The organism is Bradyrhizobium zhengyangense, assembly GCF_022012555.1.
Taxonomy (GTDB): Bacteria; Pseudomonadota; Alphaproteobacteria; order Rhizobiales; family Xanthobacteraceae; genus Bradyrhizobium; species Bradyrhizobium zhengyangense.
The window spans coordinates 1-22,501 of the sequence record NZ_JAKLTZ010000037.1 but is presented as its reverse complement, the minus strand read 5'-3'; the positions used below and the strand labels follow the sequence as shown (position 1 = coordinate 22,501).

Below are 22,501 nucleotides of genomic sequence, written 5' to 3'. Positions count from 1 at the left end.
CCTTCACGCAACGCCATCGTAGAACTCGCCGTGCTCGCGCGCATGCGTCAATCAGGCGGCCTTCGTCGTATGCGTACGCTCCTCAAGCGGTGGAATTGGTGAAAGCTCCTGTCGCGGCTTAGCCCCGGCGGATACCGACAGGCTTGGCACCACGATCGATGATTTCGGCGCGAAAGCCGTCGCCGTCGTACCCTTTGTCACCAATGAGGGCAGACATCGGTGGCGCGAGTTCCAAAAGGGCCGGCGCTGCGGCTATATCTGCATCCTGGCCTGGAGTGAGATGAAATGCGCAAGGTCTGCAGTCAGGGTCGCTCAGCGCATGGATTTTCGTGGTCCGCCCACCGCGCGAGTGGCCGATCGCTTGTTCATGCTCCCCCCCTTTTCCGCCGCTCGCCGAGCGATGCGCTTGATCGAGGTGGAGTCGATGGATAAAGTCACGCCGTCCTTGCCACAGCGGGCGAGCGCTTCAAAGATCGCCTGCCAATGTCCACGCTTGGCCGAGCGATTGAACCGATTGTAGATCGTTGTGTAAGGACCGTAGTCGGGCGGACAATCGCGCCAGCGTGCGCCGCACTGAAGCATGTGAATGATACCGCTGATGATGCGCCGATCGTCATCGCGCGCCGGGCCGGTCTGGTTCATCGGCAGATGCGGCTCTATCTGAGCCCACTGCTTGTCGTTAAGCCAAAACAGCCCTTTGCGCATCGAAGTCCCCCGTGCCGAATCAACTCGGTGCGAGGGAATCAGAACCGGCTAATTAGGTACAGACCCTAAATCCAAAGATCAAATCGCTCAAGCGGCGCGCTGCACGGGGGTCCGTCAGTGGCGAACAAAACACGCTTGCTTAGATCCATAATGATGGCGGAAAGGGTACTATTCGGATACTGCGTATCCTGGTTCGGGTGACAGCAAATGGATGCCGGGTAAGAGAAATGGTCTTTGAGGCCCAACAAAATATGATCCACATCCACCTGCCCGAGCCTTGAGCGCAGATGTCGACCAAAGCGACGGGACCGAAACGGACTGTCGGGCACAAAGCGCTCCCATTCTGAAGGTATTCGTGTTCCCGGCTCAAAATGATTTGCGTGTGAAATTACCCCATCCTCAGGATAAATGTACCGTTTGTCATTGGGGGAGCTCTCAATGTTGATAATCTCGCCATCAGCATGGCCAATCAGGTAGTTCATAGAGATGTTTCGATCAGCGCGGATAATCGCGCTTATCGCGCGGTCGAATGTCGGCGCCTGAAGGATGGACCGGCACCTCAGCTTAAACGGGGCGGTCATGAGTGCCGAGCCATCAATAGGCGAAACCAAGCTGTTGCAGACTAGCCCGATCCCAGCTTCATTCAGTCCCGCTATGGGGCCGGCGCAGCCTGCTTCGAAGATGCCCAGCCATTGCGGGTTAGCGGGCGTCACTACTTTGCCTACAAAAAGGGTGCCCCGAACTGCCGCTTGCCCATCGATCGTTTGCGCCAGCATTGTTGTATTTTGCGCGGTTACCTCGGGCATTAATCCGGCAGACGTGCAGCCATCCAAAATCCCATACGATAGATCGGCGGCTCGACGTGCCATCAGGCGTAGCCAAATCTCATGCCGGACGTTAAGCATCACAACCGTATAGAGGGGCATAAAGGCAGCGTCGGCAATTCCCCTCAGCTCTTCAACGTAGTCGGGTCGTAGATCTTCAAGGAAGCGCAACCAACCAGTTGCTTCAGCTTGAATTTGCGCAAGATTAGTTCCGTTAGCGCAAAAGCGTTTTAAATAAAAGTCAGCATTGGCCGCGATTTCCGATCGCATCAGCTCTCCTTGCTGCTGTCCCCTTTCGCGGGGTATCGCAGTAAAGACGGTAAGCTTAAGACTCATTGAAAGATCTCCTTGCATTGGTATGTCCGCTTCTACGCGGTGGGCGGAGCGACGCGATAACTCGGATCGAAGTCGTGAGCCTTGTACGGTGACCCGGATGGTGTATAGAGATCCGATGGAGAGGCTGCTGGTAGCTGAAGTGCTTGGCACGCTCATTAACTCACAAGCGTATGGCATCTAGTCTAGAGAGCGGCAATCGGTGGGGCGTTAGCTCAAGACCTTCGTCGCCGGTATTGTTCCGGCCCGCAGCCCGCAAATGCAACGACGTTAGACGATCAGTTCAGGTCCGGCGTTACGTCTAACAATTGCTTAAGTTCATAGCCTGTCATCCAGAACAGCCAATCGTTAGCGACGATATTCTCTTGCACCAGGTGAATGTCTGCTCCGCCTGGTTCATTGTGAACCGGATCATAGACGTTCTTATCCAACGACCACCGCCCAGCTAGGCCACAGAGAAAGTCGGGAGCCCACATCGCAAGACTGACGCCACGCATAGTCCCCGTCATGATCTTGAGCAGGCCCGAGCCCCTGAAGTCGGGGCGGATCCAGATATCCCCGTGGTACACCACTTTACCTGTAATGCTGCGCGCCATCTGAGCAGTACAAACGCAGCGATCTTCAGGATGTGCATCTATCGTCGGATTCGCATAGAAGAACTTCAGCGTTTCGAGGTGTGCTGCAAGGGTGGTTTGCGACAGGTCATAGAAGCGCGCGGCCTCGACGAGCGCCACTTTGTTTTCCTTATCAAAACCCACAAGCCAATACCCTTCGCCCGTTCGAATCGGTGAGCGGTCTGGCCGAAAGATGGGATAAGTATTGGGTTTGTCTGCTAGCGAGGCTGTGATCGCGATGTACTCGTTGAAATCACACCCAATGGAAAGCCTGATGCCCATTTTCGCGGCCGCGTCATCGTAAACCTGGAGAAAGCGCAGCAAGGGATTCAAGGTGTATGTCATATTTGTTAGTCCTCTGTGTGAGGCTGGTTGTATCCTTTTATCGATCCTCACTGCTCGGCCGCAAGAGATTCCTGCCTATCTACTCTTGTAGGGTGAGTGATCTAGGCCGACCGCTCGTAGCTAGGAAACGTTCTCTTCCTGGATTGCCTAAGGAAAACCATGCTGTGAAAGCGACGGCCGTGCGGACGGCATGTCCTATCGTTAGGAGCAATAGGATTGAGGCGACGCCGATCCTATGCCAGGATCATGCGTAAACTCGGCGTGAGCCGCAACGAGCTGTTCGCACAGATCGACAAGCCGGCGCTCAACGCCCTGCCGCCGATGCCATATCAGTATGCCGAGTGGAAGAAGTGCCGAGTCGCGCCCGACTATCACGTCGAGATCGCCGGTCACTACTACTCGGTGCCCTCGCGTCTGATCCGCGAAGAGCTCGAGGCGCGCGTCACCGACAGGACGGTCGAGATCCTGCACAAGGGCAGCCGGGTTGCCAGCCACGCCCGCTCTGACGTACCCCAATGCCACACCACGATCCCGGAGCACATGCCGAGCGCGCACCGGCGTTATGCCGAATGGACCCCGGCGCGGATCAAGCGAGAAGCCGCCAAGATCGGCCCTGCCACGATCGCTCTCGTCGAAGCAATCATGAAAGCCAAACCACACCCCGAGCAGGGCTTCCGGGCTTGTCTCGGCATTTTGCGGCTCGCGCGCAGCTACGGCTCGGCCCGCATCGAGGCCGCCTGCCAGCGTGGCAACGACATCGGCGCGACCACCTACGGCTCGATCAAGTCGATCCTGCAGCACGGGCTCGATCGCGCCTACGCCAACGAGAGACCGCCAGACGGCCCACCGATCCGACACGGCAATATCCGCGGCACCGATTACTACCAGTGAAGAAAGGAGAGACGATGTTGACACATCCCACCCACGACCGCCTCGTCGCGCTCGGGCTTACCGGCATGGCGAAGGCCCTCGACGAACAGCAGCGACAACCCGACATTGCCGCGCTGGCCTTCGAGGAGCGCCTCGCACTGCTCGTCGACCGTGAAGCGACCGAGCGCGAGAACAAGCGGCTGGTTGCTCGGTTGCGGTTCGCAAGTCTCCGGCAGAACGCCGTCGTCGAGGATATCGACATGAAGGCGCCGCGCGGGCTCGACAAGCCGCTGTTCCAAAAGCTCGTCGCTGGCGAGTGGATCGACCGGCATCAGAACCTGCTCATCATCGACCCGACCGGCGTCGGCAAGAGCTGGATTGCTTGCGCCTTGGGCCACAAGGCCTGCCGGGACAACCGCTCCGTGCTTTATCAACGGCTGCCGCGGCTGTTCGAGGCGCTCACTCTCGCGCGGGGCGACGGCCGCCACGCTCGCCTGCTCAGGACCCTGGCGCGCGTCGAGCTTCTGGTCCTCGACGACTGGGGACTTGCCCCGATGACTGCCGAGCAGCAACGCGACCTGTTGGAGATGATGGAGGATCGCCATGGCCGCGGCTCGACCTTGGTGACAAGCCAGCTCCCGGTCGAGCATTGGCACGAGCTCATCGGCAACCCAACCATTGCCGACGCTATCCTCGATCGCCTCGTACACAACGCCCACAGGCTCAATCTCAAGGGCGAGAGCCTGCGCAAAGCCGCCGCCAAGCGTCAGACGCTTGACGACGAGCCCGCCAACTGACCTGATGACGACGTCGTCGCGAGACCCCGCCTCGGCAGGCGGCCGGGATCATCGGAATCCACGGCCGGCTTCAATCGGTACAGGCGGCCGGCTTCGCCCGGAATCCGCGGCCGACTTCGTCGGAATACGCACCCAGCAGGTGCACGACTGGCGACGCCGGGCACGTTTGGGCCAGTTGGTGCTGCCGACTTCGGAGACGCTGTCGTTCGTGCCGGTGGTATCGGAATCGGCGCTACCGGCGGCCGCAGAGCCGACCAGGTCGCCGGAAGCAGCCATTGTGACGGTTGAGCTCCAGGGAGCACGCGTGGAGGTGCGGGGGGCGCCTGGCCTTGCTGTGTTGAGCGACGTGTTCTTAGCGCTTCGACGGACACGTTCATGCTGACGCCGCCCGCGAGCCTCATGCTTTACGTGGCGACGCAACCTGTAGACTTCAGAAAAGGTGCGGAGGGCTTGGCGCTGTTGGCGAAGGAGACGCTGGGCCATGACCCGATGAAGGGTGTGCCGGTGGTGTTCCGTGCGATGCGCTCTAACCGGGTGAAGATCGTCGTCTGGGATGGCAGCGGCCTTGTGATGTACTGGAAGCGGCTCGATGGCAGCGGCTTCAAATGGCCTCACATTGTGGCCGGCGTGATGCGGATGAATGCCGCCCAGCTGTCGGTGCTTCTGGCTGGCATGGATTGGACGCGCATGCATGCGCCTCGCGACGCACCGCCGAAAGCACTTGCGTAAAGATACAAATCTTCGCTGCATCGGGGCGCGAAGCATGGCAGACTCGGGGCAATGAGTGATTTGCCTGATGAACTGCCGAGCGATCCGGCCGAGTTGCGGGTCTTTGCCGCGGCTCTGCTGGATCGCTGCGCCAGGCTCGAGCGGTTGCTCAAGCTTGCAAAAGATGCGCAGTTCGGTCGGTCCTCGGAAAAGCTGGACGCTGATCAGCTGCAGTTTGTTCTGGAGGATATCGATCAGGCCGTCGCCGCCCTCGAAGCAGCCGAAGATCGCCCCAATCCCAGAGTTTGCGAGAAGAGAGCTGCCGCGCGCAGAGCCAACAGGGTTTAACTTCCGTGGCATTTGCCGCGCATCGTCGAAATCCTGATGCCAGCGGAGACCAGTTGCCCGTGTTGTAACGGCGACCTCTTCGAGATCAGTCACGATGAGAGTCAGAGGCTCGATGTCGTTCCGGCGCAGTATCGCGTCATCGTAACCCGCCGGCCCAAGCTGGCCTGCCGCGCCTGTCACGGCGTCGTCCTCCAGCAGGCTGCGCCCGAGCGACTGATCAGGGGAGGATTGCCCACCGAGCGGCTGGTCGCGCATGTGATCGACGCCAAGTATCATTGGCATTTGCCGCTTTACCGCCAGGCGCAGATGTTGGCGACCCACGGAATAGCGCTGGATCGTTCCACGCTCGCCTTCTGGGTCGGCTATGCGGCCCAGGAATTGAAGGCATCGTCTGCGCCAGCTTCTGCTCGCCTCCTCGAAGCTCTGTGTCGATGAGACTCCCGCACCGGTGTTAGATCCGGGGCGCGGCAGGACGAAAACTGGCTACTTCTGGGCGCTGTCACGCGATGACAGGCCCTGGGCCGGACCTGACCCACCTGGGTGGTTTACGCTTATGCACCGGGCCGTGGAGCCGTCCGGCTTGAGGCTGCTCGAAGGCTATCGCGGCATCATCCACTGCGACGGAGCTTACAAGACGATGATCCGAGAGAGGCGTGCGGACGCCCTGTCCGGGACGCTCGCCTTCTGGTCGCATCTGCGGCGCCAGTTTGTGAAGATCGAGCGCGAGGCTTCGCCGGCGCCAGCTCCGGTTGCCCGCCAGGCTCTTGAACGCATCGCCCAGCTTTACGCAGTCGAGAAGGCCCTCCGCGGCCGATCGGATGCGGAGGGCTGTGCCGGCAGGCAGGCGCATGCTCGGCCTCTCGCTACAGCCTTGAAGCAGTGGGTTGAGGCCAAGCTTGATCACCTTGCACCGAAGAGCGACACGGCGAAGGCCTTGCGTTACGCGCTCCGTCATTGGAGCGGCCTGACACTCTACCTTGATGACGGGCGCATCGAGATGGACACGAATGCTGTCGAGCGTGCGATGCGGCCGATCAAGCTCAACGCCAAGAACTCTCTTTTTGCCGGGTGCGACGAGGGCGCCGAGGATTGGGCAGTCCTGGCTTCGTTCATTGAGACAGCCCTATGCCGCGCGCGGCATAGGGCTGTTTATGCCGCCCGCCGAACTATGCCGAGTCGGGTCGTTTTCCCCAGATTTCTGGCTGACCGGCGTTTGGTCGGTTCGGCATAGTTCGTTCTGTGCCTCCGCTTTCAACAGCGGAGAACAGGAAGATGGAAGTTGAAAAGTACTTGGGCAGAAGCCGGCTGTACCGGCGTCTCAGAAGCGGGCCGCACGGACAACTCGTCGAGCGCTACGCCGCTCGTCTCATCGAAGAGAGGCTCGTTCGGCACGGCACGTGGCGTTGCCTCAACGTGGTTGGCGGGCTCCTGAGTTGGATGGCGGGCCGTCGCTACAAGCTGGTCGATCTCGATGAGCAGGTCGTTGAGCGGTACCTCCGGCATCGAGGCGGAAGGCAGTCTATCCAACCCGGTGACCGGGCCGCGCTCAAGCGATGGCTGTCGGTGCTGCGCGAGGAAGGCGTGATCGCGCCGTCGGTGCTGCCGCCTCTCACCCCGCACGAACGGATCTTCAAGGAGTTCGATGCCTACCTGCGATCAGAGCGCGGCTTGGCCCCGAGGTCCATCGTCCGCCATCTCCCGGTCATCCGCAGGTTCCTGCACGAGGTGTGCTCCGGCGGCGCCGCCCTGGGCAAGATCAGCCAAGAGGACGTGATCCGCTACATTGAGCGCCACGCCCAGGATTGGAGCCCGGGAACAGGCAAGGCGATGTGCTGGTCGTTGCGCGCCTTTCTCCGTTACCTCCACCATCGGGGGCTGAACGCGCGCCCGTTGGCGGATTGCGTTCCATCGATGCGGCGATGGAAGCTCGCAACTCTGCCGACCTATCTGCCTGCGGCACAGGTGCGGAAGGCTCTCGACGGTTGCGACCGAGAGACAGTGATGGGACGGCGGGACTACGCCATTCTGTTGTTGCTAGCCAAGCTCGGCCTGCGGGCCGACGAGGTCGCGACGCTCACCCTTGATGATATCGACTGGCGCGCCAGCGAGATACTCGTTCGCGCCAAGGGCCGACAGCGTGCACGGATGCCGATACCGCCAGACGTTGGCGCGGCCATCGTTGCATATCTCCGCAATGGCCGCCCAAAGTCGTCGTGCCGACGATTGTTCGTCCGTACGCTCGCGCCACACGTCGGCTTTGCTTCCGGATGTGCGATCACCATGATCGCCAAGGCCGCTCTCGATCGCGTTGGAATCGAAGGTTGCGCACATCGCGGCGCCCATATCTTCCGACACAGTCTCGCTACCGAGCTTCTCCGATCTGGCGCCACCTTGTCGGAGATCGGACAGTTGCTGCGGCACGAGAACCACGACACTACCCGGATTTACTCGAAGGTCGACATCGATGCGCTGAGAACATTGAGCCTGCCCTGGCCGGGAGGCGTGCAATGACCAATCTGCGCGCCGCACTCGATAAGTACCTGAGCATGCGCAAGGGTTTGGATACAAGTACGAGCACCAGACCCGTCGGCTCGCCGACTTCGTCGCCTTCATGGAGAAGCGCAAGGCGAGGATCATCACGACGAAGCTGGCCATGGAATGGGCAACGCTGCCGCCCGATCGTCATGCATCCTGGGCGCTGCGATTGAGCGACGTGCGCGGGTTCGCGCGCCATGTCGCCAACTTCGACCCGAGAACGGAGGTGCCGCCCGTCGGCATGCTGCCCGGATGGAAGCGCGCCAAGCCCTATGTTTACAGCGACGCGGAGATCGATGCGTTGCTGACGGCAGCGCTGGCTCTGCCACCAGCGGACGGGCTGCGCCGATGGACCTACCATGCCTTGTTCGGGCTGATCGCGGTGACGGGCATGCGTATATCCGAGGCGATGGGCCTGGAGCGTGATGACGTCGACCTCGACGCCGGCGTGCTGACGGTCCGGCTGACCAAGTTCGGCAAGTCGCGGCTCGTGCCATTGCATCCGACGACGAGAACCGCGCTGCGCGACTACGCCCACCGGCGCGATGCGCTGCTCGGGTCACGCTGCGGCTCGACCTTCTTCGTTGCCGAACAGGGAGGCCGCTTGCTGCACCAGTACGTTCATCGCGTCTTCTGGCGATTGTCCAGAGAGATCGGGCTGCGGCGCCCAGGTGATCGTACCGGGCCACGCGTGCATGACTTCCGTCATCGCTTCGCCATCCGGACGCTGCTCAACTGGTATCGCGAAGGCAAGAACGTCGAGCAACAACTCCCAGTGCTCTCCACTTACCTCGGCCACGTCTGCGTGCGCGACACTTACTGGTATCTCTCGGCCTGCCCCGAGTTGATGGAGGAAGCCGCGCGGCGTCTCGATCGGCGATGGGAGGTGACGCCATGAAGCCCGCTTGCAATGTCGCCACGTTGATCGAGCGCTTCTTCACCGAGCGCCTCATGCGCCAGCGCAATGTTAGCGGCAACACGATCGCCTCCTACAGAGACACGTTCCGGCTGCTGTTCATGTTCGCTCGGGTGCAGCTGCGCAAGTCCCCATCGGCCCTGACGCTCGCCGATCTGGATGCAACGTTCATCGGCGCGTTCCTCACCGATCTCGAGGTAACGCGCGGCGCCAGTGCGAAGACGCGTAACCTGCGTCTGACGGCCATCCGATCCTTCTTCAGGTTCGTGTCCTTCGAGGAACCGGCACACAGTGCGCTGATCCAGCGCGTGCTCGCCATACCGAGCAAGCGTCACGACAAGCGAAAGGTGCACTTCCTGACGCGCCCCGAGATCGAGGCGGTTCTCGCAGCGCCCGATCGAACGACGTGGCTTGGCCGCCGCGATCACACCTTGCTGTTAGTCGCGGCCCAGACAGGCTTACGCCTCTCAGAGCTGACTGGCCTTGACCGGGATGCCGTCCACCTCGGGTCTGGCGCACACGTGCGATGCGTCGGTAAAGGGCGGAAGGAGCGGACCACTCCGCTGACCACACTCGCTCGGTGTGCGCTCCAGGCATGGCTCAAGGAACCGTTGCGGAAAGGAGCAACAGCGTTGTTCCCGAACGTGCACGGGGGCCGGCTCAGTGCCGACAGCGTCCAGTCCCTGCTGGGAAAGCATGTTCGTGTCGCTCACAAGAGTTGCCCGTCTTTGAAGGCCAAGAGCGTGTCGCCGCACGTGCTGAGGCACAGCGCTGCGATGGAACTGCTGCAAGCCGGCGTCGACTGTTCTGTGATCGCGCTGTGGCTCGGTCATGAATCGGTCGAGACGACGCAGACGTACCTGCACGCCCACCTCGCCCTCAAGGAAGCTGCCCTGGCGAAGCTCAAGCCGTACGAGCGCGGCAAGCTAACCCGCTTCCAGCCGAACGACCGCCTGCTCGCCTTTCTGGAGGCGCTCTGAACGACCAGACTATGCCGAATGGAATGGGGCTGCCCTGCACGCGATCGGCGGTGCCAGCGTGACAACGGCGTGCCATACCAACTCCGTTCGGCATAGTTCGGCGGGCGGCATAAACCTGTAAGCTCAATGGCGTCAGTGCCGAGCACTGGCTCGCTGATGTTCTCGCCAATCTCGTCAATGGTTGGCCTGCGGCGCGACTGGACGAACTGCTCCCTTGGGCATCGATCTACACGATGCTTCCATACGATCCGAGGCTGGCGGCATGAGCCTGAACACGACCGCGGTCCGGATCAAGGTGACCTCAAGGACGTGAAACCGGAGGTGATGCGTCGCCTCGTCGTACCCGTCACCCTGCGCTTGGATCGGCTGCATCTGTCGCTTCAGGCGGCATTTGGCTGGACGAACAGCCACCTCTTCGAGTTCTTCGCTGGTGAGGTCCGTTGGGGGATTCCAGATCCTCACAACGATTACGCCCACCAGCCCATGGATGCCAGCAAAGCGCGGCCTTGCGATGTCGTTCGCGAGACTGGCGCCAAGACGATCCATTATCTCTATGACTTCGGCGACAGCTGGGACCATGTGATCAAGCTCGAAAAATGGTTCGAGAACACCACGACGGAGGGACTTCCCTTCTTGCTCGAAGCCGCCGGTCGTTGTCCTCCGGAAGACGTCGGCGGTGCGCCGGGTTATGCCGAATACCTTGAAGCCATCAGAGACCCTGCCCATCCGGACCACGAACATATGCGCCTCTGGGGTCCGGCGCGGTTCGATCCCAACATCGTCGACCGGAAGGCGCTCGAAGCCGCCGTCAACGCGCTGTCCGACACATGGAAACCGCGGCGACGCGCGACGCGAACAAAATAGGCGTCAAGGGCCAGTCAAAAGCCGCAGAACTGCGCTTACGGTTAAGGCAACGCAGCCGCGGATAAAATGTCCTCCAAATTTCGTAGTCCGATTCGCGGCGCATTGATCAGAACAGCCATGTTTCCGGGCCTGTGCTGATTCTTCCACATCTTCGTATGCGCTCGCGCAACTTCCTCCCACGGCAGGACCTCGCTCATACTCGGGTCGATTCGGCGATCGAGCACAAAACGGTTCGCAGCATTTGCCTGTTTGAGATTCGCGAAATGAGAACCTTGAATTCGCTTCTGGCGCATCCAGATATAACGGGCATCGAAGGTAAGATTGAAACCTGTTGTGCTGCCGCAAACGACTACCATGCCACCGCGCTTTACGACGATCGTCGAGACGGGGAATGTTTGCTCACCTGGATGCTCGAACACAATATCGATATCGCGCTTTCCAGTAACATCCCAAATTGCCCTTCCAAACCGCCGCACCTCCTTGAGCCAAGGCCCGTATTGAGGTGAATTTACTGCCGGCATAGGGCCCCAGCAATTGAATTCAGTGCGGACTATAACACCCTTTGCACCAAGCGATCTTACATAATCGGCCTTAGTCCGATCGGAAACGACTCCGATTGCATTGGCGCCGCATGCTGTTGCAAGCTGCACTGCAGATACCCCGAGCCCGCCCGTAGCACCCCAAATCAGCACGTAGTCGCCAGCCTTTAGAATGTGCGGCGGGTGTCCGAACAACATCCGGTAAGCCGTTGCAAGCGTTAGCGTGTAGCAACAGGCCTGCTCCCAGCTGAGGTGAGCTGGCTTCGGCATCAATTGCCGTGGCTGCACGCGGCAGAACTGGGCGTAAGAACCATCAGGCGTCTCGTATCCCCAGATCCTCTGGGAAGGTGAGAGGAGCGGTTCGCCACCATTGCAATCCTCATCATCCCCGTCGTCCTGATTGCAGTGGATGACCACCTCGTCCCCAACCCTCCACCGGCGCACCCTTGCTCCTACCGCCCAAACCACTCCAGCCGCATCCGATCCGGCCACATGATAGGAGCATAGGTGCACATCAAAGGGGGACATCGGCGCCCCTAACGCCGCCCACACTCCGTTATAGTTGATGCCTGCAGCAGCGACCATGACCAATACTTCATCCTCGCCGATCGGCCAAGTCGGCACCACTTCTACCAGCATCGAACTCTCTGGCGGCCCGTGGCGCTCGCGCCGTATGGTCCACGCGTACATACGTTCGGGAACGTGTCCGAGGGGCGGCACTTCGCCGACCTTGTACAAATCCTTCTGGCGGGAGGCCTGTCGTGATGTATTGGGGTCCAACTTCAACTCCTCTGCGCTGTGATGTGGTGCGCGGGCAGAGTGCTCTCCGCCTTAGTACAGTCGTCGGCCTGCGCAGCCTCTCCAAGCAAGCAGCAATTAACGTGCCGCCACAGTGAGAGGAGTAGACGGAGGCAAACGCTTAACGTGGACACGATGCAAACGGGACAGCTTCACCTTGCACCAGGATCGTCGACCGCGCCTGTCGAGGCTGCACGAAACGCTTCCATTGGAGACTTCGACTTCTAAGTCTATCTGCCACCATCCTAGCACTACGACGTCGGTAAGTCGGAGTGGACACCTCATCGAACGGTAGACCCATCCAGCCGCTTCGTCGCGGCCACAGTCAGCGTAGAGAGGACCAATCAACCCTTCTGTCATCGCGCATCCCGAACTGACGACCTTGCGACAGAGGAGATCCATGACGGCAACCAATTGTAGCTAGCGACCCTCAAGCCGAGGGCCCACGGGCAGAACAGTGCCTTTTCAGATGCGGGGTTTTGTTCCGTCTCGAGTCCTCTCAAATCCTGCGTCCTGACTTCTCCCAATAAGGATCTTTCAGCAGCCTCTTGAATAACTTGCCAGACTCTTCACGCGGAAGGCTGGTCCGGATCTCGATTATTTTCGGAATCTTGTAGTCCGCCAACACCGTCTTCAACTTCTCGCGGATGTCATGGACTCTAAGCACCTCCCGTCGGCGCGGTTCGATCACCGCCATCAGTGCCTCGCCAAAGTCCGCGTCCGGAACGCCAAACACAGCACAGTCTTGAACGCCCGGTATCATATGGAGAGCCGCTTCGATCTCCGCGGGATAAATGTTGACACCGCCTGAGATTACAACCTCCCGTTTTCGGTCACAAAGAAATACATATCCATCAGCGTCGATATAACCGAGGTCACCGGAAGCAGTGAAACCGTCGTCATCGGCCTCGGCAGAGCTCCCAGGTCGATTGTGGTACTTGAACTGTGGGTACCATACGTTGCGTGAACAGATTTCTCCTATTTGTCCGGCCGACAATTCTCTTCCGTCTGCACCAATCACACGCAGCTGAACGTGCTCTAGCGGCTTGCCGACCGTTCCCGGCTTTGCAAGTGATTCTCGCGAACTCGCAAATGTTACCGCACCGGCCTCCGTCGAGCCGTAGAACTCGCATATAATGGGGCCCCACCAATTTATCATGGCATTCTTCACGATCGGGGGGCAGGGCGCAGCCCCGTGGACTACGTGTCGCAAGGACGCGAGATCATAGCTTCGTCGAATACTGTCGGGCAGCTGCAGAAGGCGAATAAACATAGTCGGCACCATCAAGATGGTGTCGATCCTCTCCGCCTCTATCAGCCGCAACAACTCTTCAGGCTCGAACCGCGGCATCAGCACAAGCGCACCACCGCGGCGGCTGAACCACATTCCAAATAAATTCGGCGCTGAATGATAAAGCGGGCCTGGGAGTAGCGCGCGAGTGCCAGATCCATAGACTATGGCTCGCATTTCCTCCAATCCGATCGCCTGCTCGCTGGTTGGTGGGCTACGACGCACGCCTTTAGGACAACCAGTCGTTCCTGAGGTGTAGATCATCGTCATCGGCTGCCGCGCGGGCGCTCCTGCAAAGAGCGGCTGATCCGCTATCCACTCTTCAAAATCCCGCGCGAAGTGCGGCACTTTGAGGCGCGTCCCTTCAATCTTGTACGCCTCTGCTACTTCGGGCGGCGTCGGAACGCTTAGAATTGGCAATCTGCTAGCGAGATCGGCATCCAACAAATGCAAGAGGTCCGCGTGGCCTATTAGCAAACGTGCTCCACAGTCGGCCAGAATGTACCCGATCTCCTGTCGCTTGAAATGCCAGTTTACAGGTACTGCAAGGGCTTCGGCTCTCATGATCCCATCGGTAACTTCGACGAATGCGATATCATTCCGCATTAAGATGCATACACTGTCCCCTTTCCCAATGCCGAAGCGCTTGAGCCCCCCAGCAACGCGAATTGCGCGATCTGAAACCTCAGAATGACGGCGGCGCCTCTTACCTGAGATAATACCCCGAAATCGTTTAGACGGCTGATACATCGCTCTTCCTTTAGTGGAGAAGGGCGACGTCGACGATCCGGCCGTTGGCTGGACATGCCCGAGACACGTGCCCTGCCTTGCCTCAGAGCAAAGCGCGTGCCGATTTCATACAAATTGGGACAGTGTAGAAACGCAAGAGACACCTCAGCTGCTCTGACAACTACTATGCTTTTTCTGACACTCGTGTTTGTCCGCCGCACGCGGGTACCTTTTCATCCGGCTTCACCACTCTGGAGCCCGCGTCGACATTATGGCAAGGCGCGTCGGCCCCCTTTTCCTGCAACACAAGCTCGCAATCGGAGAACTAAACTCAATCCCATTCGATGTGTTGGAATCGGCTTACTGACCGGCGACGACTTATCTGATGTCGGTCCACAGACTTGGTTGTCCCAATATCGCGATCATGATGATGATGGAGATCGACCTGAAGTCGCTGACGAGGGTCGAAATACAGTGCAGGCTAGCTGCGAACCCGGGTCGTGTTGGCTTTCTTGCAGAGGGCAGAACCAGAAGGAGACGACCACATGGACCTGAAGTCCGAAATGGGAGAAGTGGCGGCGCCCGATTCCCGCATCGAAGCCGGTGATCGCGCGAGGGAAACTGCCCCAAGACGACCAACCATCGGAGTTTTCGCGGCACGGTAAAGGCCAGCGGCGGCCGGTATCGACATGCACCGCATTCGCCGGCCTTCCGGCTCCCCGCGCCTCGGATCAGAGAGATTCAGGCTCGACCGATCCGTACGTCTTGATCGACATTCGCGATGCCGTCGGATTTTAGGGCTCCCCAAGGATCGTTTCGTGTGCGGACACACAGTAGTAGCCTCAAGTCATGCTTTGGGCCGCAGCGCGCCGATGTTGCCGATGCGTCCTGGCCACCCAGCCGCAAGGAGCCATGACTACAAGCTGCATGGCGCCAAATCGCTATTCACGTTTAACATTGCGAGGCAAACGCCGAACTGGCACTGCGAATAACCCGAAAGAAACACCTAGATACTACTCAGTAACTGGTTTCAAGTTATTATTACAGCCGCCTCAGGCTTTGAACCGCAGGAGGTCATGGCCCGAAGCTGACTTGAGGCTTTAATCGTTAGGTTGTTTGGACCACAAAGAGTTGACCGTGACACTCTGCGCGGCTGGTTGGATTGACCGCAAGTGCCAGCCCTGAGTGACCCAGCAGCCCCGCTCTTCCCAACGGGGACTGTCGCAGATGCGACAGCTGTCCGCCTCATGGCGCCTTCCCTTCGGCAAATTCACTCAGACTTTCATTGTGGCACAGGTTTTGAAAGGACTTGCTCATCTGCCGGGACGGTAGAAAACGCCCCAATGACAGAGCACTACCTTACGGCACTTCGGCGCATCCTACACTGCGCACTTAACCTCAAGACTAGCTGGACAGCGTTAGCGATACTTTCTTGGAGAGAGAGACGCACCAGCGCGCGGCGCTCACTATGGCGGCTTCCGTACGTTCATCATGTCTTCTTCCAAACCAACATGCACCTTAGCACGTTGATCGCGTTTTCGTTGTCAACGGACACAGGCTCGCTTGGGCCTACCAATGACGGCACTAGCATCGAACCGGGGCACCGTATCCTGAGGGCTGCGACGCACCTGGTTCTACCTTCTTTACAGAATCAACACCTTTTGCACTCGACGCCCAACATCGCGGGACCGTGGGCTCGAGGCGGGCAGGCGTCTTCACCGAGCACGAAATACACCAAATGAAGCAGCTTTCTGCCTTGCGTCGCAATCCAAGGACACGAACGGTTTTGAGTAGATTCGCTGTCGAGCTCCGTGCGACCGCGGTGTTGGCTTGGCCAATGGCACTGGCGCAGCTTGCTCAGGTCGCAATGATGGCGACGGATCTTGCCTTTGTTGGTCGTCTTGGGCCCCGGGAGCTCGCGGCCGCAGCATTGGCCACCACCCTGTATGTCATAAGCTTCACGTTCGGCGCCGGGTTACTGACGCCGATCGCACCTTTGACGGCACAATCTCTTGCCGGCAAGGGTGCGGCCGATGTGCCGCGTGCACTGCGCATGGGGCTTTGGCTGGCCCTGCTTTTCTCGTTGCCTATTATGGCTGTTTGTACGGCAGGCGAACAAGTTCTGCTCGCCCTCGGTCAGGAACATTGCGCAGCACGGCTATCTCAGCAGTACCTGCTTGGACTCGCGTGGGGCGTGACGCCAGCGCTGTGGTTTCAGGCCATTCGACATTTCATGGGCGCAGTGGGACGGCCGCAACCGATCTTCCGAATTACCCTGGCCGCTATCCCGGTCAACGCGGCCATTGTTTATCTTCTGGGCTTCGGAAAGCTCGGGCTGCCACCACTAGATCTTCTTGGCGTCGGCATTGCGACCGCCCTCGTAAATTGGGGCATGTTCGTAGCAGCTCTATGGCCCGCAATAGCTTGCCGCCCGTTCCGCGACTACCAGGTGCTTGCGCACCTGTGGCACTTCGACTGGCCGCTCCTACGAGCGATCATTTTGATCGGAGCGCCGATCTCGGTAGCAGTCATCATGCAATACGGCGTGTTCGCCGCCGCCGCACTCCTTGTAGGTAGGATCAGCCCGAGCGCGCTTGCCGCTCATCAGATTACGATGCAGATCGCCACAATCGCCTACACGGTGCCCTTCGGCATCAGCATGGCGGCCGCAGTGCGGGTCAGTCATGCGGTCGGGCACAATGACGCCTCCGGTATCAAGCGCGCAGGCCTGGCTGCGATCCTGCTCGGTGTTTTGGCCTCTGCGCTTGTGACGGTTGGGGTCATTGCGACGCGTTTTCGGATCGCCGCGTTTTTCTTAAACAAGTCACTGAACGACACGGACACGGCAATCGGACTGACGTCATCCCTCCTTATGGTTGCCTCAAGCTTTTTCGTAGCTGATGCAGCGCAGGTCATTGCGGGTGGCGGGCTCCGTGGGCTGAAAGACACGGCAAAACCGCTTCTGTTCGCAATCTTTGCGTACTGGCTAATCGGCTTCCCGGTCAGTTTCGCCTTGAGCTGGGTCTTTGGTGCAATTGGAGTCTGGATCGGGTTATCCGCCGGCGCAATTACCTATGCAGGTTTCCTCGTCACCCGTTTTCTGTTGCTGGCAAGTCGCTTTACTGTATAGGCCGCTCCTATGCCTCTTAAACCCAAGGAGAAGATTCCGTGCTCGCGCGTGCCTCCGGGGTGAACTTCATGTTCGGCCTTTAAGCAATGAAACGCTGACTGCAGCAGCATTTTTAGCGTTTCGACGGGAGATACTCTCATTACGAAGGCCGCCTTACGAATCGGAGGAGGCCGCCGGCCACGAAAACAGTCATACAAAAACGGGGTTGCACACCGTCCTCACCATGAGCTTACCATCGGGGCTCCCAGTGACTGAATACATCCGTCACAATCTGAGCCCCGATGGTAAGCTCACGGTGCGGGCGTCGAAACTAGCGGCCGGGATGACGCAGCCGGAACACCAGGACGAATTCCTGTGCGAAGTCCCGGAGGGTGCGAAGTTCGTATGGGATCAGTAAATCGAGGGTGTGAGTGACGCTCGATGTAGATGTGATCTGTACTGCGGCCATATTCCATAGCTCGTGTGGCAGCGAGCGAACGGGGCCTTCGTTCAGAACCGTCGCTCATATAAGAGCGCGTATTCCGCTTTTAAATGACAACGGGCAAATATCCCGGCCTCCTCGGTTGTTGATTTACTCAGCGCAGCGGCAGGGCGCTATTTTCGCGCCGTTGGCGCACGCGCAACAATAGTCCCCTTCCTACAAGGAAAGAGCGATCATGGCTAAAGTCCCTCCATTCCATTCGATCAAACCCTATTCAACGAATGTCTATCATGACAACGACAAGTGCACTGAAGGCAACAACATCGAATGGCAGTATCGCCTTCTGGCGCAGCCGGTCGGCCCCGTTGCGAGCCACTGCATCCGGCTTGCCTGACTTCAACGGTGGTCGTGGTGTACGGCGCAAGCAGTCCCACGCTTCGTGATTATCCAATGCGGCACCGAACAACCTTGTTGGGGAGCACGTCCGCTTCCATCACCATCGGAAGCAATATTCGCGCTTTGGCGGCCTTCTTTCCGGCGATAGTTAGCGCAAAACGCCGACAAGTCGCATCCGATATGGATTCTAGCCTGCCCGAGCCGCCCCTGTCTTCAAAGGCTCGGGTCCTGTCGCAAACGCAACACTATAGCGACCGTATCGCACCACGCTCCTCGGCGGCAGGTATTCTAATAAGTTGGGCAGTTCCGAGGTCTGTTTGGGCGAGCTACGAGATCGGTTTGCCCTTAGCAAGTCGGCACATGCAAGACAACTGTGGGTCCACGCTGCTTCAGGCCAGCCTTTGGCAAGGATTTCGCAGGAGATCCCAGCAGATATTGCCGGATTCGCCAAGAGAGCCGATGCCCATCAATGATGAATTGGCTGCCATGCGTAGTCATCGTAACCGCATTCACCGCTACAGCCAGCTCCTGGAACGCGAGCTGCCAGAGCACGATCGCAGCTATTTGGAAGGACGCTTGTCTGAAGAATGCCGCGCGCTTAGACGCCTGACAGACGCCGTTTTTCCCATCGCGCTTGGACTCCCGCGCAGAATTACTCTTTCCGTACGGTCAGCCGAGTAGAGTAGGCGGCTAGCACGTGGCTAAAATCCAGGTCACGCTGCCCGACTGTGCCATACCGTAAACCCAACGGCTCGCCACTCGTAAGCTAGTCCCCCGTGAAGTAACGCGAACAGCCTGAAGTTACGGGCTAGTTCGAGGAATGCCGGCGATTGATTTTGCCGGCAATCGCGATGGCGAGGCCGATTTCCTTGCAAGATCGAATGAGGTATTCCGTCGAATTCAATCGTGATCCTCTGCTCGTCGGAGTGCATGAGCGGAGGTTTTGATGCGGCCACGGGAGCGGCGCGAGACCGGCGAGCAGGATCTGTTTCGCTCCCTGCTCGATCAGATCATCGATAGAAAGCATTCGCTGGCGACGCTGGCGCGCACGGTGGATTGGGGCTTCCTGGAGCAGGCGTTCGGAATGGTCTACACGGACGGTCCTAGCCAGTCGCCGCTGCCGACGCGCTTGATCGCAGGGCTCGGGATCCTTAAGCACACCTATGACCTGTCCGACGAGGTCCTGTGCGAGCGCTGGGTGGAGAACCCCTATTACCAGTTCTTCTGCGGCGAGGAGTTCTTCCAGCACCGGCTACTGGTGTTCGATCACTCGTCGTTGAGGCGCTAGCGCAACCGTATGGGCGAGGAGCGGCTTCAGGCCCTGCTAAGAGAGCCTGTCGGTTGCCGTCAGGACCAAGGCGATCGAACCGTCGGAGTTCTCCCGGGTGATGGTCGACACGACGGTGCAGCCCAAGAATGTGATGTTTCGGACTGATGCCAAGCTTCTGAACCGAGCGCGCGAGAAGCTGGTGCGGCTGGCGCAGCTCACCCGGGTGCGTTTACTCCAGTCCTATGCGAGGGTGGGCAAGTTCGCCCAGATAAAACATTAGCGCTACGCCCATGCCAAGCGGTTCAAGCGTGCCAGGCGGGCGCTGAGACGATGCGTACCTATTTCGGCCGGGTAATGTGTCATTGTCAAGCTCACATTTTTGAACTCTCCAACGGCAAGGTGGTAGCGCTCGTGCCGTCGCAGCTGGTCAGGGTTGCGGAGACGGCACGGGCGCGGGTGATACATGGTTTGCCGGCCAGGCTTGGGATCGCTCGGACCGGTTGACGTCGTCGCTGGGGTCATGGTCCTTTCCGAGGTCGCGCAGCGCCTCATGATGATGTCCGGGTCGGGTGCCTCAACGTCTGCAGCGGAGTACGGTCAAGCCGCCACCAGCCGAATGAACGAGGTCGCCACAACACCGTCCCAGCTGGACATCGCCAGTCCGGCGGACCGGACCAGGAACTTCACAAATCGGATCAGGCTTCCTTCGCCTGGCCCCAGTCGAACGATGTGCCGTCTACCCAGATACAGTGAAGAACTAGGGCGATCTTCCGCGCGATAGCAACCTTTGCCTTTCTCATGCCAATCCGCTTGGCAAGCTTCATTCCCCAAGCCTTGAGAGAAGACCATTTCTTCGTCCGATAAAGCAGAACTGTCGCCGCTTCGAACAGGTAAGTTCGGAGAAGACGGTCGCCCCATCGGGATATCTTGCCATTGATATCCGTTTCGCCAGACTGACTGCGCCGCGGTGTAAGACCCAGATAGGCGCCGACGCTCGATGCTGATCGGAATCGCGATGGGTCATCGATCGTATGCCGGAACGTCAAGGCAGTCACCACACCAACACCAGGAACCGTCATTAAGCGACGCGTCGTCTCATCCGACCTCGCAAGCTGTCGGACTTCATCGTCGAACTTGCTTTGCTGCTTGCAGATCTGCTCATGGATCGACAGAAGCGGCGCGATCACACCGAGGAGCTGATGACCGTCAGCCAACAGGTCACGGACCAGATTGCGGAACTGCAGGCCTATCGCGCGTGGAAACAGCAGCCCGGATTCTTTGATCAGGCTGCGGACCTGGTTTTCGATATCTCGACGAATGGCCACGAGCCGGGATCTCGCGACGAGTATCGCGCGAATCTTCTGACTTTCCTCGCTCTTGACTTTGACTTCTCGATACCAGCCAACTCGCACCAGTTCGGCCAGACCTCGAGCATCATTCTGATCGCTCTTGTTCATGCGTACCGACAAGGCCGCGTGGGCATGCCGAGCGTCGATGCAAACCACCGGAAGATCGACCCTGCGAAGTTCATGCCACAGCCAACTCGCCATCGCGCCGGTCTCAAAGCCGATGCGCTCCGCCTGTGGCGCCCGCTTGCGAAGCAGTGCCGTGAGCGCCCCCGGGTCGGACTTGGCCTTCCCCTCGAACAAGACCTCGCCCTCTTCATTGACCACGCACATCGAAGTTTCTTTTTGCGATACATCGAGTCCGACATATTGCTTCATGACAGGTTCTCCGAATCGGTTGATTGCGAGAGCTCGATTCTAATGGAGCTTTTCGTGCCCACGAGCGCTGACCGCAATTACGTCATCGTTTGCAATATTGACCCCCCGTATTGCCTCACCTGAGGATGTTACTTTCGCTTGACGGATGTAGACCCCACTGTCAGCCGGTCCGAGGTTGCGTCATTGCTCGCAGGATCGGAGGGACTGGGGGACGTCGCGGAATGCCCATCACACGCAGCGGCGGCCCCAGTCCCGGGATCACCGGCCAGTGCCGCACCCTCAGCCGTGCGCGGGATGATCGTCTCGGCTGCTTTGCGTCTGAGCGATCGCAACAATCGCTGCACGATGGTGTGCTGCGGCGGACCGAATTGTTCGGGGCGTTGTTCAGCGAGGCGACCGAGAATTGCCAGCGCGGTTAGACGGGGCTCGGCCGCCAGCCAGCGCTCGATGTCGGCGAGGTGCGGATCGAGCATTGATGGCATTCTCATGCGCTTTTTGTATGGCTTGTGCAGACGCCGATGGATGATGCGCTGCTCCCCCAAATGCACATCATTGCCGAGCCTCTTCGCGAACGCTGCTGCGTTCGTTGTCGGTACCGGTGGGCTGGCTGCTGCCACGAGCTTGCCCGCTCGGGCGTCGACGCGCGTGCCGAGCTCCGCCTGGGCGTCTCTCATCTCGGCCAGCAGGGCCACAGGATCGAGCGTGCGATAAAGCTCTCGAAGACGCCGTTTGACGACCTTGCTCAACCTCGGATGCGCCAGTGCGCGTTCATAGGGCGTGGCTGGAACATGATAGCGCTTGATCACTTTGGCGCCCTCGCGTCGCTTGTCCTTCAGCTTGGGGAATGTCCGAAGTTTTGTGTAAGCGATCGACGACGGCAATCAGGATAGAAGGCAAAGGTAGCCGTTGCCCGGAAGATCGCCGTAATCCTGCACTGTATCTGGGTCGACGGCACATCGTTCGACTGGGCCAGGCGAAGGAGGCCTAACCCTATTTTTTAAGTTCCTGGTCCGGCCTGCCGGACTGGCGATGTCCGCTGGGACGGTGGTCGTGGCGACGGCTCCAGCATCTGCTGGTGGGCTTCGATCGGAATGCTGCTGTATGTTGGAGGGCTCTCGAAAAGATCCCCCTGACGACGCAGTTGCCCAGTGTCGCCCGATCAAGCCGCAGGCCCTGGCGCGCATAGATCTCGGACTGGCGGTAGAACGGCGTATGGTCGCCAAACTTGGAGACGATGTAGCGCGGCAATCTGGGTAGGAGGTGCGCGGCGATCAGGATGGCGAGGCAGTGTCGCGGCCTGATGATGATTGCCGCGATGATTGTCGCGCGCAAGAGTTTTGTTGAACTCTGATTGTCGCGCAGCG

At 59.4% G+C, this 22,501-nt stretch carries 16 protein-coding genes and 6 pseudogenes; 14 read left to right on the top strand and 8 right to left on the bottom strand.

Going from position 1 to position 22,501, the window contains the following annotated elements:
* Positions 1-136: 136 nt before the first annotated feature.
* From L6639_RS41690 to L6639_RS41680, 3 genes and pseudogenes are all read right to left on the bottom strand, one after another.
* Positions 137-705: pseudogene (locus tag L6639_RS41690) on the bottom strand (IS5 family transposase); the annotation flags it as partial.
* Positions 706-770: 65 nt separating this feature from the next.
* Complete coding sequence (locus L6639_RS41685) at positions 771-1,865, bottom strand: C45 family autoproteolytic acyltransferase/hydrolase (RefSeq protein ID WP_164934298.1); 1,095 nt, start codon at positions 1,863-1,865, stop codon at positions 771-773.
* A 275-nt stretch (positions 1,866-2,140) separates the two neighbouring features.
* Positions 2,141-2,821: a hypothetical protein gene (locus L6639_RS41680; RefSeq protein ID WP_128929867.1), complete on the bottom strand. Its 681-nt coding sequence runs from the start codon at positions 2,819-2,821 to the stop codon at positions 2,141-2,143.
* Between the two features lie 216 nt (positions 2,822-3,037).
* Between L6639_RS41680 and L6639_RS41675 the strand changes: the two genes are divergently transcribed.
* The 10 genes and pseudogenes from L6639_RS41675 (at position 3,038) to L6639_RS41625 (ending at position 10,839) form a co-directional block, all read left to right on the top strand.
* Positions 3,038-3,712, top strand: coding sequence for a transposase (locus L6639_RS41675; RefSeq protein WP_164939080.1), 675 nt, complete (start codon positions 3,038-3,040; stop codon positions 3,710-3,712).
* Positions 3,713-3,726: 14 nt separating this feature from the next.
* Positions 3,727-4,488 (top strand): IS21-like element helper ATPase IstB, encoded by a 762-nt coding sequence (istB, locus tag L6639_RS41670; RefSeq protein WP_128929869.1) that lies wholly within the window; start codon positions 3,727-3,729, stop codon positions 4,486-4,488.
* A 375-nt stretch (positions 4,489-4,863) separates the two neighbouring features.
* A complete protein-coding gene (gene tnpB, locus L6639_RS41665) occupies positions 4,864-5,217 on the top strand; it encodes an IS66 family insertion sequence element accessory protein TnpB (protein ID WP_128929870.1) in 354 nt (117 codons plus the stop codon).
* Positions 5,218-5,268: 51 nt separating this feature from the next.
* Positions 5,269-5,544: a transposase gene (locus L6639_RS41660; RefSeq protein WP_232995629.1), complete on the top strand. Its 276-nt coding sequence runs from the start codon at positions 5,269-5,271 to the stop codon at positions 5,542-5,544.
* 36 nt (positions 5,545-5,580) lie between these two features.
* Positions 5,581-6,775, top strand: a pseudogene (gene tnpC, locus L6639_RS41650) (IS66 family transposase).
* Positions 6,776-6,816: 41 nt separating this feature from the next.
* The gene (locus tag L6639_RS41645; RefSeq protein ID WP_128929871.1) at positions 6,817-8,055 is read left to right on the top strand and encodes a tyrosine-type recombinase/integrase; all 1,239 of its coding nucleotides are present in this window, start codon (positions 6,817-6,819) and stop codon (positions 8,053-8,055) included.
* Between the two features lie 100 nt (positions 8,056-8,155).
* The gene (locus L6639_RS41640) at positions 8,156-8,977 is read left to right on the top strand and encodes a tyrosine-type recombinase/integrase (RefSeq protein WP_308421757.1); all 822 of its coding nucleotides are present in this window, start codon (positions 8,156-8,158) and stop codon (positions 8,975-8,977) included.
* Entirely contained in the window at positions 8,974-9,975 is a 1,002-nt protein-coding gene (locus tag L6639_RS41635; protein WP_128929872.1) for a tyrosine-type recombinase/integrase, read from the top strand. Before L6639_RS41640 ends, L6639_RS41635 begins: the two co-directional genes overlap by 4 nt.
* A gap of 113 nt (positions 9,976-10,088) precedes the next feature.
* Positions 10,089-10,241, top strand: a pseudogene (locus L6639_RS41630) (transposase domain-containing protein); the annotation flags it as partial.
* Positions 10,242-10,284: 43 nt separating this feature from the next.
* A complete protein-coding gene (locus L6639_RS41625) occupies positions 10,285-10,839 on the top strand; it encodes a plasmid pRiA4b ORF-3 family protein (protein ID WP_232995630.1) in 555 nt (184 codons plus the stop codon).
* A 41-nt stretch (positions 10,840-10,880) separates the two neighbouring features.
* Here L6639_RS41625 and ccrA read toward each other — a convergent pair whose 3' ends face one another.
* Both ccrA and L6639_RS41615 read right to left on the bottom strand, forming a co-directional pair.
* Positions 10,881-12,158: a crotonyl-CoA carboxylase/reductase gene (gene ccrA, locus L6639_RS41620; RefSeq protein WP_232995631.1), complete on the bottom strand. Its 1,278-nt coding sequence runs from the start codon at positions 12,156-12,158 to the stop codon at positions 10,881-10,883.
* Positions 12,159-12,675: 517 nt separating this feature from the next.
* Positions 12,676-14,217, bottom strand: coding sequence for an acyl-CoA synthetase (locus L6639_RS41615; protein WP_237867202.1), 1,542 nt, complete (start codon positions 14,215-14,217; stop codon positions 12,676-12,678).
* Between the two features lie 1,816 nt (positions 14,218-16,033).
* Between L6639_RS41615 and L6639_RS41610 the strand changes: the two genes are divergently transcribed.
* The 3 genes and pseudogenes from L6639_RS41610 to L6639_RS41600 form a co-directional block, all read left to right on the top strand.
* Entirely contained in the window at positions 16,034-17,326 is a 1,293-nt protein-coding gene (locus L6639_RS41610; protein ID WP_237867200.1) for an MATE family efflux transporter, read from the top strand.
* Between the two features lie 656 nt (positions 17,327-17,982).
* The gene (locus L6639_RS41605; protein ID WP_164934297.1) at positions 17,983-18,141 is read left to right on the top strand and encodes a hypothetical protein; all 159 of its coding nucleotides are present in this window, start codon (positions 17,983-17,985) and stop codon (positions 18,139-18,141) included.
* 948 nt (positions 18,142-19,089) lie between these two features.
* Positions 19,090-19,770, top strand: a pseudogene (locus tag L6639_RS41600) (transposase); the annotation flags it as partial.
* A 338-nt stretch (positions 19,771-20,108) separates the two neighbouring features.
* On the opposite strand, the gene L6639_RS41595 reads toward L6639_RS41600, so the two are convergent.
* Positions 20,109-21,137 (bottom strand): IS110 family RNA-guided transposase, encoded by a 1,029-nt coding sequence (locus L6639_RS41595; protein ID WP_128929876.1) that lies wholly within the window; start codon positions 21,135-21,137, stop codon positions 20,109-20,111.
* Between the two features lie 128 nt (positions 21,138-21,265).
* Positions 21,266-21,943 (bottom strand): hypothetical protein, encoded by a 678-nt coding sequence (locus L6639_RS41590; RefSeq protein ID WP_128955123.1) that lies wholly within the window; start codon positions 21,941-21,943, stop codon positions 21,266-21,268.
* A gap of 84 nt (positions 21,944-22,027) precedes the next feature.
* Between L6639_RS41590 and L6639_RS41585 the strand changes: the two are divergent.
* A pseudogene (locus tag L6639_RS41585) lies at positions 22,028-22,138 on the top strand (IS110 family RNA-guided transposase); the annotation flags it as partial.
* A gap of 132 nt (positions 22,139-22,270) precedes the next feature.
* On the opposite strand, the pseudogene L6639_RS41580 reads toward L6639_RS41585, so the two are convergent.
* Positions 22,271-22,373 (bottom strand): annotated as a pseudogene (locus tag L6639_RS41580) (IS66 family transposase); the annotation flags it as partial.
* Positions 22,374-22,501 lie beyond the last annotated feature (128 nt).

What these genes read in the sequence shown, in the direction of transcription:
- L6639_RS41610 (WP_237867200.1), top strand. Translation starts at nt 16,034, where the DNA reads ATGGCACTGGCGCAGCTTGCTCAGGTCGCAATGATGGCGACGGATCTT.
- L6639_RS41595 (WP_128929876.1), bottom strand. Translation starts at nt 21,137, where the DNA reads ATGAAGCAATATGTCGGACTCGATGTATCGCAAAAAGAAACTTCGATG.
- tnpB (WP_128929870.1), top strand. Translation starts at nt 4,864, where the DNA reads ATGCTGACGCCGCCCGCGAGCCTCATGCTTTACGTGGCGACGCAACCT.
- L6639_RS41645 (WP_128929871.1), top strand. Translation starts at nt 6,817, where the DNA reads ATGGAAGTTGAAAAGTACTTGGGCAGAAGCCGGCTGTACCGGCGTCTC.
- L6639_RS41605 (WP_164934297.1), top strand. Translation starts at nt 17,983, where the DNA reads ATGGCTAAAGTCCCTCCATTCCATTCGATCAAACCCTATTCAACGAAT.
- L6639_RS41640 (WP_308421757.1), top strand. Translation starts at nt 8,156, where the DNA reads ATGGAGAAGCGCAAGGCGAGGATCATCACGACGAAGCTGGCCATGGAA.
- L6639_RS41685 (WP_164934298.1), bottom strand. Translation starts at nt 1,865, where the DNA reads ATGAGTCTTAAGCTTACCGTCTTTACTGCGATACCCCGCGAAAGGGGA.
- L6639_RS41635 (WP_128929872.1), top strand. Translation starts at nt 8,974, where the DNA reads ATGAAGCCCGCTTGCAATGTCGCCACGTTGATCGAGCGCTTCTTCACC.
- L6639_RS41615 (WP_237867202.1), bottom strand. Translation starts at nt 14,217, where the DNA reads ATGTATCAGCCGTCTAAACGATTTCGGGGTATTATCTCAGGTAAGAGG.
- L6639_RS41660 (WP_232995629.1), top strand. Translation starts at nt 5,269, where the DNA reads ATGAGTGATTTGCCTGATGAACTGCCGAGCGATCCGGCCGAGTTGCGG.
- istB (WP_128929869.1), top strand. Translation starts at nt 3,727, where the DNA reads ATGTTGACACATCCCACCCACGACCGCCTCGTCGCGCTCGGGCTTACC.
- L6639_RS41680 (WP_128929867.1), bottom strand. Translation starts at nt 2,821, where the DNA reads ATGACATACACCTTGAATCCCTTGCTGCGCTTTCTCCAGGTTTACGAT.